Raw genomic sequence first — 15,334 nt, 5'->3', positions numbered from 1 at the left:
GATCGGGTGACAGACGGAGGGGTTTGCAATGGCAGCAGGGTATCAGGCCGCACGGTTCCGTCGCGGCATTTCGGCCGCGGCGCTTGCCATGGCGCTCGCCGTCGGCGCGCCGGCGCTGGCCCAGTCGACGTCGACGCTGCGCGGCAAGGTCGCGGGCGCCGCGCCCGGTACCGCCGTCGTCATCACCGATCTCACCACCGGGCAGGTCATCCGCGGTCGCACCGAAGATGCGGGCACCTATACCATTCCCGGCATTCGCCCGAGCACCTATCGCGTCGCCGTCGACGGTCAGCAGCCGCAGCAGGTCGTCGTGCCGGTCGGCCAGACGATCACGCTCGACATCAACACCCCCGCCGCGGCGACCGAGGCCGGCGCGACCGAGACGACGACCTCCGCCGACGCGGGCAGTGGCACGGGCAGCGACATCGTCGTCACCGGCCGCCGCACGCAGGAGGTGCGCACCGCCGAAATCTCCACCAACGTCTCGCAACAGCAGATCGAGAGCCTGCCGCAAAGCGACCGGAACTTCCTCAACTTCGCCGCGCTCGCACCGGGCGTCTCGGTGACGCCGGGGCGCAGCAACCGGCAGGTGCAGGCGGGCGGCATCAGCGCCGACAACGTCAACGTCTTCATCGACGGCCTGAGCCTCAAGAACCAGGTCAATCACGGCGGCGTCGCCGGCCAGAACTTCAGTCAGGGCAACCCGTTCCCGCAGCTCGCGGTGCAGGAGTTCAAGGTCGATACGCAGAATTTCAAGGCCGAGTACGAGCAGGCGGGGTCGGCGATCATCACCGCGGTGACCAAGTCGGGCGGCACCGATTTCCACGGTACGATCTTCGGCGAATGGCAGCCCAAGGGCTTCTACGGCACCAAATATTTCGACCGGCCGGGCAAGGCCAACAACCGCGACGGTTCGCTCAAGCAGCCCGATTACGACCGCAAGCAATATGGCGGCGACTTCGGCGGACCGATCATCAAGGACGTGCTGCATTTCTACGGCGCGTTCGAGGCGACCGACCAGAAGGCGCCTTCCGCCGCGGTGCTGCTCGGCACCACCAACACCGATCAGCCGTCGCAGGTCGTGCCGCAGGCGATCGCCGATCAATATAACGGCAGCTACGCGCAGGACTTCCACCAGAAGCTGTATTTCGGCAAGCTCACCGCCTTCGTCAGCAACGCCGACACGGTCAATTTCAGCGGCTTCTTCCGTCGCGAGAGCAATCTCGCCGATTTCGGCGGCACGTCGGTGCCGTCGCACGGCCATCTGTTGCAATCGAAGATCGACCTCTATCAGCTCGAGTGGAATCACCGGGGCGACAATTGGCTGAACGAGGCGACGATCGCCTATAACACCGTCTTCAACGGCACGCCGCGCACCGGCAGCGGTCCGGAGATCATCCTTGGCCAGCCGGGTGCGGTGGCCGCGGCGCTCGGCACCAACGGCTTCGAACAGTCGGACAATCAGAAGACCTGGACGTTCAAGAACAACGTCACCTTCTTCAGCAACGCGCACGTCATCAAGGCCGGCGTCAAGGTATCGCTCAACGACCTGTCGCGCGCCGAAGACAATCTCGGCAACGGCTCCTATTATTTCACCCCCTCGACCTACACGACCTTCGATGCGTCGACGCCGCAGCAGGCGGCGGTGTCGGTCGTCCCGGTCCAGGCGGCGAAGGTCAAGGATACGCAGATCGGCCTGTTCATCCAGGACGATTGGACGGTCAACGATCACATCACGGTCAACGCCGGCATCCGCTGGGACTATGAGACCAACGCCAAGAACGACAAGTTCGTCACGCCGGACGCGATCGCCACCGCGCTGCGCAACTATCAGCCCTGGCAGGCGGCCGGGATCAACCCGGAAGACTATATCTCGAACGGCAGCAACCGGAAGCCGTATTGGAAGGCGTTCCAGCCGCGGCTGGGCATTTCGTACGATATCAACGGCGACCGCGACACGGTGCTGTTCGCCGGCGCCGGGCGATATTACGACCGGCCGCTGTTCATCACCGCGGGGATCGAGACGGTCAAGGCGCTGTACCAGCGCACCGTCACGCTCAGCTTCTGCGACGGGCCGGGGCAGCCGACCTGCGCCAGCTTCCGCCAGGGCAATGGCGGCATCCTGCCGGCGACGACCCTGGTGTGGAACGACAGCTACAAGAACGTCGACAATCTGCGCGCCGCGGCGACGGCGACCGGCGTCGGCGGCGACGTCTGGCTGCTCAACAACGATACGAAGCTGCCTTATTCGGATCAGTTCAACTTCGGCGTGCGCAAGCGGCTGGGCGTGGTGCAGACGTCGATCACCTTCAGCCACATCCGCAGCCACAACATCTTCAAATATGTGCGCGGCAACCGCCTGCCGAGCGGCCAGTACACCAGCCAGGGCGATCAGTGGATCGAGGACAACTTCCCCGCTTCCGGTATCCTGCCGGGCTATAGCGGCAAGCTCAACATCGGTTCGAACGACGGCAAGGCGGAATATAACGCGGTCTATTTCACCGCGGAGAAGCCGTTCGTCACCGGGTCGAAATGGGGCTTCACCGCGACGCTCACCTTGCAGCAGGCGAAGAGCAACGTCGCGCAGGAGTTGCAGAGCGACGAATTCTACAACGGTCCGCGCGTCGATGCCTATGGCTGGAACTATGTCGCCGGCGTCGAGAAATGGCGTTTCGTCGGCACCGGCATTGCGCGCGGACCATGGGACACCAAGCTGTCGCTCACCGGCACGTTCAGTTCGGGACCGTCGTTCGGGCAAGTCATCACGCGTCCGGCACCGGCCGAGTTCCTAGGCACGACCGGCACATACGGCAATTTCGGCGGCGTCTTCTGGCCCGACCAGATCGTCGGCTACGCCTCGGTCGACGCGCGGATCTCGAAGACGTTCCGGATGCCGTGGGGGACCGATCTCGAGGTCAATTTCGCCGCGTTCAACTTGTTCGACTCGGTCAACCGCACCTACACCGCCTGGGGCGCCGGGTCGGGCGTCAATCCCACCAAGCGCGAGAACGACACGCAGGGCGTGCCGCGCTCGTTCCAGGTGGGCGCGCGCTACAAGTTCTGAGGACCGGCACGATGACGCCGAGCCTGCTCCGCATCGGGCACGGCGAGAGCCCGGTCGTCGTCGTCGACGATGCGAGCGGCGCGGTCGACCGGATCGTCGATCTCGCGGCGGCGCTGGCGCCTTACCCCGCGGCGGGCGGCCATTACCCCGGGGTTCGCCGCGTCCTCGCTGCCGGCGACGGTGCGGCCTACGATTATGCCACCGCGCTTCTCGACCGCGTCGCGCCGTTCGTCGGCGGCGCCTTTGCGATCGACGGCTTCGACTGGATCGAGGCGAGTTTCTCGATCGTCACCACCGCGCCGCAGACGCTCACGCCGGTGCAACGCGCGCCGCATTTCGACGCGACGGACGAAGGCTATATCGCCGTGCTGCACTATCTGTCCGACCAGCCGGCCGGGACCGCCTTCTACCGGCAGCGCGCCACCGGGATCGAGCGCGTCGATGACGGCAATCGCGCCGCCTTCCTTGCTGCCGCGCGTCGGGACGGTCCGGCGCTCGACGGCTATATCAATGCGAGCACCGCCGCGTTCGAACAGATCGGCCGGGTCGACGCGCGGCGTGATCGCGTCGTCATCTATCAGGGTTGCCTGCTCCATTCGGGGATCATCCCGGACGATCTGCCGCTCAGCGCCGACCCGCGGCGGGGGCGGCTGACCGCCAACCTGTTCGTCCAGGCGCAGCGATGATCGCCTGGCTCGCGCTCGCTGCCGCCGTGCCGGCGCAGACCTATGCCAATCCGGTCGACCTCGACTACCGCTACAATTTCGAGCAGGTCAACGAGGGCGTGTCGTATCGCACCGGCGCCGACCCGGTGATCGTGCCGTTCAAGGGCGCCTATTATCTCTTCCTCACGCTGGCGGACGGATATTGGCGTTCGACCGACCTCGTCACTTGGCGCTTCGTCAAACCCAGCCGCTGGCCGGCGGAGGGGATCGTCGCACCCGCCGTGTCCTCGGACGGCGAGCGGCTGTTGATCATGCCGTCGATGACGACGCAGGGGACGATCTACAGCAGCGGCGATCCGGCGAGCGGGCGCATCGACCTGTTCGTCCGCCGCATGCCGCCGCTGCCGGGCGCGGTACGATCGGGCTTCGAGGAGACGATCAAGCCCGGCGAGGTGCCGCCCGGACCATGGGACCCGGACCTGTTCCGGGACGACGACATGCGCTGGTACCTCTATTGGAATTCGTCGAACGTCTTCCCGATCTACGGCGCGCCCGTCGGCTTCGCTGACGGCAAGTTGACGTACGGCAGCCCGCGCAAATCCTTCATCCTGCTCGATCCCGACCGTCACGGCTGGGAGCGTTTCGGTCAGGATCACAGCGGCACCACCCCCGACGGCACGCCGGTCAAGCCGTATATGGAGGGCGCGTGGATGACCAAGGTCCGTGGCCGCTACTATCTGCAATATGGCGCTCCGGGCACCGAATATAATGCGTATGCAACCGGCACCTACGTCGGCACCTCGCCGATGGGGCCATTCACCTACGCCGCCTATAATCCCATCGGCTACAAGCCCGGCGGCTTCGTGCAGGGCGCCGGGCATGGCAATACGTTCCAAGATCTGCACGGCAATTGGTGGAACACCGGGACGCCGTGGATCGGTTATAACTGGACGTTCGAGCGGCGCGTCGGACTGTGGCCGACCGTGTTCGATGCCGATGGGCAGATGCGGGTATCGACCCGCTTCGGCGACTTCCCGCAGCGGCTGCCGACCGGGCGCGTCACTGATCCCGATATGCTGTTCACCGGCTGGATGCTGCTCTCCTACCGGAAGCGCGCGCAGGCGAGCGGCAGCGTCGCGGGGCATGGACCGGGCGACGCCACCGACGAAAATCCGCGCAGCTTCTGGTTGTCGCCGGACAAGGCGCCCGGCGCGACGCTGACGATCGATCTCGGGGCGGTGAAGACTATACGCGCGGTGCAGGTCGACTTCGCCGACTATCAGGCCGGGCGGTTCGGCGACGCGCCCGACATCTATACCGAATTCCAGCTGCAATCCTCGCGCGACGGGCGGGAATGGCGGCCGCTCGCGCGCACCGAAGCGCCACGGCGCGACCGCCCCAACGCCTATTTCGAACTGCCGCGACCGACGGCCGCCCGCTTCGTCCGCTACGTCCACGGCCAAATCGGCGGCGCGCATCTCGCGATCGCCGACCTGCGCGTCTTCGGCAGCGCTGGCGGGGCGGCCCCCGTCGCACCCGAACTGGTCGAGGCGACGCGCGCCGCCGATACGCGCGACGCGACGATCCGCTGGCGGCGGATCGCCGGCGCCGTCGGCTATAACGTGCGTTGGGGGATACGCCCCGACCGGCTCGCGCTGACCTATCAGGTCTTCGCCGACCGCGTCGCGGATGGACCGGCGGCGGTACTGCCGTTGCGCGCGCTGACCAAGGGGCAGGGCTATTACGTCGCGGTCGAGGCGTTCGACGAGAATGGCGTCTCGCCGCTCAGCCGGGTAGCGGCGATGTAGCGCGTCTTGGCGACGGCTTCGCCGATCAGCAGCAGCGACGGGTCGCTATCGCTGATCGTCTCGACCAGAAACGCCAGCGCCGACAATTTGCCGCGCACGATACGCTCGCTCGGCAGCGACACGTTGACCGCGACCATGACCGGCGTGTCGCCGGCGCGGCCGGCGGCGATCAGCTTGCGCGACACTTCGGCGGCGGCGGCGCGGCCCATATAGACCGCGAGCGTCGCATCGGGATCGGCGAGCGCATGCCAGTCGAGGTCGAGCGCTTCGCCGGCGCGGGCGTGCGCCGTGACGAACGTGAGTTTGCGGGCGAGGCCGCGCAGCGTCAGCGAGGCGCCGCCCGATGCGGCGGCGGCGCTCGCCGCGGTGATGCCGGGGCAGATCCGCACCGCAATGTGCTGCGCGGCGAGATGATCGATCTCCTCGGTCGACCGGCCGAAGATCGACGGGTCGCCGCCCTTCAGGCGGACGACGCGCTTGCCGGCCAGCGCCGCCTCGGCGAGCAGCGTGTTGATCGCGGGCTGGTCCTTCGAATGGCGACCCGATCGCTTGCCGACGCCGACCTGTTCGACGTGGCGCGGGATGCGCGCGAGGATGTCCGGGCCGACCAGCGCATCGTAGAAGACGATGTCGGCGGCGGCGAGCAGTCGCTCCGCTTTCCGGGTCAACAGATCGGGGTCGCCGGGGCCGGCACCGACCAGCCAGACCGAACCGGGTGGGAAATCATGCGGCATGCGTCGATCCTTCGGTGGCGAGGAGTTTGGCGAGGGCAGGGCGGCACGACCCGCAATTCGTCCCCGCGCCGAGTGCCGCCCCGATCGCGGGCACGTCGGCGAGATGCTGGTCGGCGATCGCCGCCAGGATGGTCTTGAGGCCGACGTCGAAACAGGCGCAGACGATCGGCCCGCGGTCGACCTGCACACCCGCCGCCCGCCCGGCGAGCAGCGTCGGGGCGGCGATCGCCTCACCCAGTTGCGCGACGAGCCAGTCGCGCGGGGGGAGGCTGCCGTCGCGCGTGACGAACAGCACCGCCCGAAGCCGGCCGCCGTCGAGGATCGCGACCCGGCGGCTGCCGCGTGCCGCGTCGATCGCCTCGATCCGCTGGCCCTTGGGCAGCGATGCGTCGAGCGCGTCGGCGTCGCCAGTGCCTGCCATATCCCATGCGCTGCCGTGTGGCACCGCAACCCGTGTCGCCCACAGGCAGTCGGGCGGGGCCGCGAGTTGGCCGCGGACGATGATGAAGCCGCGCCACGCCGTTTCGACGCGATCGATCCTGGCCGGCGTCGACTTGAAGCCGGGCTGTCCGGACACCGGATCGGCGAGCGGGCGGGGGAGGCGGCCGGCGCGGCCACCCGTCGCGGTGCGATCGGTCCAGTGGATCGGCACGAACACCTCGCCCGCCCGCTGCGACGTGACGACCGTCGCGCGGAACAGGCTGCTGCCTTGCGGGGTCGTCACCCGGGCCAGATTGCCGTCGACGATCCCGCATGCGGAGGCGTCGTCGGGATGGATCTCGACCAGCGGCTCCTCGCGATGCCGCGCGAGTTTGGGCGACAGGCCGGTGCGGGTCATCGTGTGCCAGTGATCGCGGTAGCGCCCGGTGTTGAGCGTCATCGGCCATTTGCCGAGCGGCGCCGCCACCGGCTTCTGCGCGACGGGGATCAGCCGCGCCCGGCCGTCCGGTGTCGGGAAGCGCCCGTCGGAGAAGGGCGTGCCGCCCCAGCGGAACGGCGCCATCGCGTCATATTCGGCATTGCCCTTGGCGGCATGACTGGGCAGCGCAAACAGCCGGGCGCCGTCGTTCTCATAGGCGGACAGGCGGCAATGCTCGCGCCAGATCTCGGCGGGGCGATCATAGGGGAAGGCGGTCTTCCACCCCATCCGGCGCGCGACCTGCGTCACGATCCACCAGTCCGGCCTGGCCTCGCCCGGCGCGGCCATGAAGGCGCGCTGGCGGCTGACCGTGCGGTCGGAGTTGGTCACGGTGCCGTCCTTCTCGCCCCAGGCCGCGGCGGGCAGGCGGACGTGCGCGTGGACCGACGTGTCGGTGGTGTCGACCACGTCGGAGACGACGACGAAGGGGCAATCGGCGAGCGCCTCGCGCACCCGTCCGGCGTCGGGCATCGAGACCGCGGGGTTGGTCGCCATGATCCAGATCGCCTTGATCCGCCCCTGTCCCAGCTCGCGGAACAGGTCGACCGCCTTCAGCCCGGGCCTGGTCGCCATGTTGGGCGCGGCCCAGAAGCGGCCGACCCGCGCGACGTTCGCGGGCGTGAAATCCATGTGCGCGGCAAGGCTCGAGGCGAGCCCGCCGACCTCGCGGCCACCCATCGCATTGGGCTGGCCGGTGATCGAGAAGGGCGCCGCGCCGGGCTTGCCGATCCGCCCGGTGGCAAGGTGGAGGTTGATGATCGCATTGACCTGGTCGGTCCCCGCCAGCGACTGGTTCACCCCCTGGCTGAACATCGTCACGGTCTTCGGCGTGGCGGCGAACAGTTCGAAGAACCGCCTGAGCTCCTGCGGCGGCACGTCGCAGACGCGCGCCACCGACCACAGGTCGCTCCCCCCTTCGCACCGGTCCCAGAAGTCGTCGGGCGTCGCGACGTGGCGCGCGAGATAGGCTTGGTCGACCACCCCCGCGTCGCGACACCACGCCAGCAGACCGTTCATCAGCGCGACGTCGGTGCCGGGCCGGATCGAGAGATGAAGGTCGGCCTCGTCCGCGGTCTCGGTCCGGCGGGGATCGATCACGACGAGTTTCGCGCCCGCGTCGCAGCGTGCGCGGATGCGCTGATAGACGATCGGATGGCACCAGGCGGCGTTCGATCCGACCAGCACGATCAGGTCGGCGGCATCGAGATCGTTGTAGGACGCCGGCACGATATCCTCGCCGAACGCGCGGATGTGCCCGGCCACCGCGCTCGCCATGCAGAGCCGCGAATTGGTGTCGATGTTCGCCGCGCCGATGAACCCCTTCATCAGCTTGTTGGCGACGTAATAATCCTCGGTCAGCAACTGGCCGGACACGTAGAAGGCGACGCTGTTCGGGCCGTGCTGCGCGATCGTCTCGCGGAAGCGCTTGGCGACGAGGCCGAGCGCCGCATCCCACGAGGCCGTACGCCTGCCGATCATCGGGGTGAGCAGGCGACCCTCGAGGCCGATCGTTTCGCCGAGATGCGTGCCCTTCGAACACAGTTTGCCGGCGTTGGCGGGGTGGTCGGGGTCGCCCTTGATATCGGCGCTCCGCTCGCCGGTCGGGGTCGCGAGGATGCCGCAGCCGACCCCGCAATAGGCGCAGGTGGTGCGGATGGGCGCGCTCGTCCCCGCCGTCTTTCCGCCGGGGGGAGAAAGCGGCGCCCCGGTCACGCCGCGGCCTTGATGGTCGACGTCCGGCAGATCAGGACGCGCCCGCCCGACACCTTCACCGGGATCACCGGCGTGCACCCCTTGTCCTCGCCCAGCGCCTCGCCGGTATCGAGCGCGATCCGCCAATTGTGCAGCGGACACGCCACGGCGCCGCCATGGACGATGCCCTGCGACAACCGGCCGCCCTTGTGCGGGCAGCGATCGGCGAGCGCGAACACCTTGCCCTCGCCGGTGCGGAACACCGCGATGTCGTCGCCGCCGGCAACCTGCACCGTGCGGCTGCCACGGACCGGAATCTCGTCGACCCAGCCGATATCGAGCCATTCGCCGATCATGCCATTTCCCTCGTAGCGTCGATGGGGGTGAAGCGCGCCATCGGCGCATGCTGTTCGCCGTGCGCGCCCGCGACGCGCGCGGTCCAGGGATCGTCCTGCATGAAGGTCTGTGAGAACAGGAACCGCGCCGCCAGCGCATCGCGGCCCGCGGCATCGTCGGCGATGCGTGTGCGGATATAGTCGATGCCGACCCGCTCGATCCACGGCGCGGTGCGCTCCAGATAGCGCGCTTCCTCCCGGTACAATTGGATGAAGGCGGCGCAATGATGCATCGCCTCCTCCTCGGTCGCGACCTTGCAGAGGAAGTCGGTCGCGCGGACCTTGATCCCGCCGTTGCCGCCGACCGACAATTCGTAGCCGCTGTCAACGCAGACCACGCCGAAATCCTTGATCGTCGCCTCGGCGCAGTTGCGCGGACAACCGCTGACCGCGATCTTGAACTTGTGCGGCATCCAGGAGCCCCAGGTCATTTGCTCGATCCTGACGCCGAGCCCGGTCGAATCCTGCGTGCCGAACCGGCACCAGTCGGAGCCGACGCAGGTCTTCACGGTGCGCAGCGACTTGCCGTACGCATGGCCGCTGACCATCCCCGCGGCGTTGAGATCTGCCCAGACCGCGGGCAGGTCCTCCTTCCTGATCCCGAAGATGTCGAGCCGCTGGCCGCCCGTCACCTTGACCAGCGGCGCGTCGTATTTCTCGACGACATCGGCGATCGCACGCAGCTCGCGCGGGTTGGTCACGCCGCCCCACATCCGCGGCACGACCGAATAGGTGCCGTCCTTCTGGATGTTGGCGTGCAGCCGTTCGTTGACGAACCGGCTCTGCTGGTCGTCCTTATACGCGCCGGGCAACGCGCAGAGCAGGTAGTAATTGAGCGCGGGTCGGCACGACGAACATCCGTCGGGCGTCGACCAGCTCATCTTCTGCATCACTTCGGGGATCGATCGCATGCCCTGCGCGACGATCTCGCGGCGGACGTCGTCGTGGCCGAAGCTGGTGCATTTGCACATCGTCTTCACCGTGCGTTCGCCCGAATAGTCGTCGCCCAGCGTCACCGCGAGCAGCGTTTCGACGACGCCGGTGCACGATCCGCACGACGCCGATGCCTTACAGGTCGCGCGGACCGCATCCAGCGTCGTGTTGCCGGCGCCGATGCACGCCACGACCTTGCTCTTGGTGACGCCGTTGCAGCCGCAGACCTCCGCATCGTCGGAGAGCGCCGCAACGGCCGCCTTAGGGTCCGCCTGCGCCCCTCCCGAGGCGAAGGACTGGCCGAAGATCAGCATGTCGCGGATGGGGGCGATGTTCTCGCCGCGCCTGAGCAGGTCGAAATACCAGCCGCCGTCAGCGGTGTCGCCGTACAGCACCGCGCCGACGATGCGGTCGTCCTTGACCACCACGCGCTTGTAGATGCCGCGCGACGCGTCGCGCAACACGATGTCCTCCGCGCCGGCACCACCCGAGAAATCGCCCGCCGAGAATACGTCGAGCCCGGCGACCTTGAGCTTGGTCGACGTCACCGATCCGCGATAGCCGCTATGCCGCCCGACGAGGCCATCGGCCAGCGCCCGGCACATGTCCCAGAGCGGCGCGACGAGGCCGTAGACGTTGCCGTCATGCTCGACGCACTCGCCGACCGCGAGGATCGACGGATCGCTGGTGACCATATGGTCGTCGACCTTGATGCCGCGGCCGATCTCCAGCCCGGCGTCGCGCGCGAGCGCCACCGACGGGCGGATGCCGACCGCCATGACGACGAGGCTCGCCGGGATCAGCGTCCCGTCCTTCAACAGGACGCCTTCGACGTGCGTGTCGCCGACGATTTCGGCGGTGTTGGCCTCGGTCAGGATCACCTGGCCGCGTGCCTCCAGCGCCGACTTGAGCAGCCATCCCGCGGCCTCGTCGAGCTGGCGTTCCATCAGCGTCGGCATCAGGTGGATCACCGTCACCTTCATGCCCCGCAGCGTCAGGCCGTGCGCCGCTTCCAGCCCCAACAGCCCGCCGCCGATGACCACCGCCGCGCCGCCCCGGCCGGCCGCCGCCAGCATGTGATCGACGTCGGCCATGTCGCGGAACGAGATGACGCCGGGCAGATCCTTGCCCGGCACCGGGATGATGAACGGATCGGAGCCGGTCGCGATCAGCAGCCGGTCGTACGCGACGGTCAGCCCCGATCGCGCGGTGACGGTCTTCGCCGCGCGGTCGATCACCTGCACCGGATCGCTGGTCACCAGCGTGATCGCATTGGCCGCATACCAGGCCGCGTCGTTGATGACGATCTGCTCGAAGGTCTTCTCGCCCGCGAGCACCGGCGAGAGCATGATGCGATTGTAGTTCACATGCGGTTCGGCGCCGAAGATCGTGACGCGGTAGCGGGCGGGATCGCGCGCGATCAGCTCCTCGACCGCGCGGCAGCCGGCCATGCCGTTGCCGATCACGACGAGATGCTCGCGGGCGTCCGACCCGGGGGTGATGACCCGATGTTCCATCAGCATGTCCAATCCAGTTGCAGCGAGAATTTGCGGGTGGTGGCGGCGAGCGGGTCGCGGCGCGGCGTCGGGCAGCGGGTCATGCCGCCACCGCGCCGCCGCCGGGCAGGCCGCGATCGCGCCGCGCGTCGAGCGCCGCATCGAACAGCGCCTGCTCCTGCGACTTGTGCGCGGCGGAGAAGCGCACCGCCAGCGCGCACACCGCAGTGCCGACAACGACGTAGCCGAGCACGATCAGGCATTGCTGCGGCGTCGCCGACGCCTTGTTGAGGAATCCCGCCGCGACCGCGCCGATATTGCCGCCCGCGCCGATCAGCCCCGCGACCCCGCCCAGCGCCTTGCGGTCGACGAACGGCACCAGTGCATAGGTCGCGCCGCACGCCATGTGCGTGAACAGCCCGAACATCGTCATCGCGAGGATGGCAGGCATGACGCTGCCGGCATTGCCGAACAGCACCAGCCCGACACCCTCGCCGAGCATCAGCCCGAACAGCAGCAACGCGCGACCGTCGAGCCCCTTGACGAGCGCGATCCGGTCGCTGGCGATGCCGCCGAGCGCGCGGGCGAACAGCGCGAGGCCGCCGAAGATCCCGGCGGCGAGCCCCGCGCTAGTGAGCGACAGTCCGAACCGGTCGACGTAATAGCTGGCGGCAATGTTGTGGATGAAGATCTCGACGCCGAAACAGGCGCCGTACGTCGCGGCGAGCATCCACGTCCGGTAATTGGCCGCGGCGCGGCGGAAGATCGCCATGCCGGTCGCCTTGCCGCCGTCGAGCGCGATGCCGGCCGCGCGGAGGTCGACGATGTCGCCTTGCGGCGTGTCCTGAGTATAGCGCGCGTAGACGAACGCCATCGCGACCATCGCCACACCCGGCACGAACATCGCCGCGCGCCATCCCCAGGCGTGCTCGACGCCAAGCCCGATCATCGCCGCGACCACCAGCGGCATCAGGCTCTGTGCCGCGCCACCGCCTGCATTGCCCCAGCCGCCGACCGTCGCATTGGCGGTGCCGACGACGTTGGGCGCGAACATCACGCTCGTGTGATATTGGGTGATCACGAACGACGCGCCGATCGCTCCGATCGCCAGGCGGAAGAACAGGAACGTCTCGTGCGTCCGGGCGAAGGCGAGTCCGAAGACCGGGATCGCGCCGAGCAGCAGCAGCCACGTATAGGCGCGACGCGGTCCGAACCGGTCGCACAATGGCCCGACCACCAGCCGCACGAGGATCGTGACGGCCACCGCGGCGATGTTGATATTGGCGATCTGGTCCTTGCTGAGGCCGAACTCGGCCTTGATGAGCGGCATCATCGGCGCCGCCGCGAACCAGGCGAAGAAGCACACGAAGAACGCCAGCCAGGTGACGTGGAACGCGCGCATCTGCGGCGTGGCGGCGCTGAACAGGTCGATCCTCGTGGCCTTCGATCCGGTGACTTCGATCCCCGGCGATGCGAACAGCATGATGTTTCCCCATCTGCGTTGGACAAAGAAAAAGCCGCCCAGACGGCGACCTTGCGGACGCATCTGGACGGCTTCGTTGCCTCTCGACGATCGGTGGATCGCCTTGCGCGGTCCGGCCCCGTCGTTGGAACCGGTCTCGCGATGATGTCGTGTCCGACTCCCTTGCCGAACGCTGTCAGGATGATCGAAGTGGCGCGCTCGTGCAAGCGCCGTTTCGCAGATGCAGCAACTTTACGGTAAGCTGCTCAAATATCCCGTGATATCGTCCGGATCGAAGGCGCGCCGATCGAAAAAGGCGTCATTGCCCAGGATCAGCCGCCCCTGGGTCGATCCCGCGCCGATACTGTTCGCGGCGATCGCGCCCTCCAGTTTCGAACTCGCATTGGGCAGCGGCGCGCCCGATCCGGCCAGCGCCGCGCGGTAGACGTCGGGACGGAACACGCCCTGCGCGGTGGCTGCCTCCCCGGCCGAAAACGGCGTGCCGTCCCAGCGCAGCATCTGCGAATACAGCCAGGCCGCCTGGCTGCGCCACGGGAAGTTCGCCGCCTCGCGATACTGGAACATGAAGTCGGGGACATGGATCGGCGTGGCATCCTTGACGAGCCGTACCCGGTCGCTGATCGCCCGCGTCACGGCATCGATCGGCGCGTCGAGATAGGCGGGTCGCGCGAGGATGGCCGCGCTCGCCTCGCGCGTGCCGGGATCGACGAAATGCGCGGCCGCGGCATGCAGCGCGCGGATCAGACGGTGGACGACGTCGCGGCGCTCGTCCAGCGTCGCCGCGCGCATCGCCAGCACCTTCTCGACGCCGCGCCGCCAGACCTGCGCGGTAACCAGCGCGATCCGTCCGACGCCGCGATCGACCGCGACGCCGTTCCACGGTTCGCCGACGCAGATGCCGTCGACTTCCCCCGCCGCCAAGGCGTCGGCGGCGAAGGTCGGGCTGGTCGTGACGATCTCGACATCGGTATCGGGCCGGATGCCTGTTGCCGCCAACCAATAGCGCAGCATGTAATTGTGGCTCGAATAACGATGCACCACGCCGAACCGCAACCGCCGCCCCGCGGCGAGACGCTCGGTCGCGACCGCCTTCAGTCGCGCGCCGAGCACGGCCGGATCGCCGAGCGCATCGCAGTCCATCACCAGCGCGGCGAGCGGCAGCGACAGCGTGATCGCATTGCCGTTCAGCCCCAGCACGAACGGCACGGCCATCGGCACCGCGGGCCGCCCGCGGCCCAGCGCGGTCGCGATCGCCAGCGGCGCGACCATGTGGGCGGCATCGGTATGGCCATAGAGCAACCGATCGCGCACCGTCGCCCAGGTCATGTCGCGGACGAGCTCGATCTCCAGCCCCTCGGCTTCGGCGAATCCCTGTTCGCGCGCGAGGATCGGCAGCGCGGCATCGACCAGCGGCAGGAACCCGATGCGGATCCGGTCGAGCGCCATCACAAATCTCCCATGAGCGCGTCGCTGGTGATGATCGCATCGGCGATCTCGGCGATCCGGCGGTTGGATCGCATCGCCTGCGCGCGGAGCAGGCCGTAAGCGGTCGGCTCGTCGATGCCGCGGCGCTTCATCAGGATCACTTTGGCGCGATCGATGGTGGTGCGGTCGGCGAGCGCGCTTCGGGCTTCGTGCAATTCGTCCTGCAGCCGGGCGAACGCCTGGAACCGGCGGATCGCGAGGTCGATGACGGGCTTGATCCGCTGCTTGGCGAGGCCGTCGACGATATAGGCGGACACGCCGGCGTCGACCGCGGCGGCGGTGGTTTCCGCATCGCTCTGGTCGACGAACATCGCGATCGGCCGGGCGAGTGCGCGCGACACCGCGAAGAATTCCTCGAGCACGTCGCGGCTGGGATTTTCGAGGTTGATCAGGACGACGTCGGGCGCCGCTTTCTCCAGCGCGGCGACCATGCCGCGCGTGCCGTCGATCAGGACGAGATCGTGGAGGCCCGCCTCGCGCAATCCGTCGGAGATGATCGCGGCACGCGTTGTGCTCGTGTCGATGATCGCGATACGCATGCTCAAGCCATACCCCCCACCCCCCCGATTCGCGAAGCCGGTTGATCGAGTCCTGCGATTGCAGGGATTAGCGGCTCATTGCCCTCGGCGGTTGTGGTCCAATTCTTCGACGGCGCCCCTC

General features: G+C 68.1%; 10 protein-coding genes. 3 read left to right on the top strand and 7 right to left on the bottom strand.

The genetic code is table 11. The annotated features are described in order from the left end of the window. Positions 1-28: 28 nt before the first annotated feature. From MC45_RS04515 to MC45_RS04505, 3 genes are read left to right on the top strand one after another with little or no spacing between them, the layout of a single operon-like run. Positions 29-3,064, top strand: a complete 3,036-nt coding sequence (locus MC45_RS04515) for a TonB-dependent receptor (protein WP_038660062.1) — start codon at positions 29-31, stop codon at positions 3,062-3,064. Between the two features lie 11 nt (positions 3,065-3,075). Beyond that, the gene (locus MC45_RS04510; protein ID WP_038660059.1) at positions 3,076-3,750 is read left to right on the top strand and encodes a DUF6445 family protein; all 675 of its coding nucleotides are present in this window, start codon (positions 3,076-3,078) and stop codon (positions 3,748-3,750) included. Beyond that, a complete protein-coding gene (locus tag MC45_RS04505; RefSeq protein ID WP_038660056.1) occupies positions 3,747-5,537 on the top strand; it encodes a family 43 glycosylhydrolase in 1,791 nt (596 codons plus the stop codon). Before MC45_RS04510 ends, MC45_RS04505 begins: the two co-directional genes overlap by 4 nt. On the opposite strand, the gene cobA is transcribed toward MC45_RS04505, so the two are convergent. The 7 genes from cobA to MC45_RS04470 all read right to left on the bottom strand — a co-directional run bounded on the left by cobA (position 5,471) and on the right by MC45_RS04470 (position 15,213). After that, positions 5,471-6,271, bottom strand: a complete 801-nt coding sequence (gene cobA / locus MC45_RS04500; protein WP_081974328.1) for a uroporphyrinogen-III C-methyltransferase — start codon at positions 6,269-6,271, stop codon at positions 5,471-5,473. The genes MC45_RS04505 and cobA overlap by 67 nt on opposite strands. Then, complete coding sequence (locus MC45_RS04495) at positions 6,261-8,903, bottom strand: nitrate reductase (RefSeq protein ID WP_245640838.1); 2,643 nt, start codon at positions 8,901-8,903, stop codon at positions 6,261-6,263. The genes cobA and MC45_RS04495 overlap by 11 nt, the downstream gene beginning before the upstream one ends. Beyond that, entirely contained in the window at positions 8,900-9,238 is a 339-nt protein-coding gene (gene nirD, locus MC45_RS04490; protein ID WP_171009305.1) for a nitrite reductase small subunit NirD, read from the bottom strand. Before nirD ends, MC45_RS04495 begins: the two co-directional genes overlap by 4 nt. Beyond that, the gene (gene nirB, locus MC45_RS04485; RefSeq protein WP_052075778.1) at positions 9,235-11,733 is read right to left on the bottom strand and encodes a nitrite reductase large subunit NirB; all 2,499 of its coding nucleotides are present in this window, start codon (positions 11,731-11,733) and stop codon (positions 9,235-9,237) included. Before nirB ends, nirD begins: the two co-directional genes overlap by 4 nt. Positions 11,734-11,806: 73 nt before the next feature. Next, positions 11,807-13,189, bottom strand: a complete 1,383-nt coding sequence (locus MC45_RS04480) for an MFS transporter (RefSeq protein ID WP_052075508.1) — start codon at positions 13,187-13,189, stop codon at positions 11,807-11,809. 231 nt (positions 13,190-13,420) lie between these two features. Beyond that, positions 13,421-14,635: a CmpA/NrtA family ABC transporter substrate-binding protein gene (locus MC45_RS04475; protein ID WP_038660053.1), complete on the bottom strand. Its 1,215-nt coding sequence runs from the start codon at positions 14,633-14,635 to the stop codon at positions 13,421-13,423. Further along, the gene (locus MC45_RS04470; protein ID WP_038660051.1) at positions 14,635-15,213 is read right to left on the bottom strand and encodes an ANTAR domain-containing response regulator; all 579 of its coding nucleotides are present in this window, start codon (positions 15,211-15,213) and stop codon (positions 14,635-14,637) included. Before MC45_RS04470 ends, MC45_RS04475 begins: the two co-directional genes overlap by 1 nt. Positions 15,214-15,334 lie beyond the last annotated feature (121 nt).

The organism is Sphingomonas taxi, from assembly GCF_000764535.1.
GTDB classification, from domain to species: Bacteria; Pseudomonadota; Alphaproteobacteria; order Sphingomonadales; family Sphingomonadaceae; genus Sphingomonas; species Sphingomonas taxi.
Note: the sequence above shows the minus strand (reverse complement) of the source record. Positions and strands in the feature narration are given on the sequence as shown.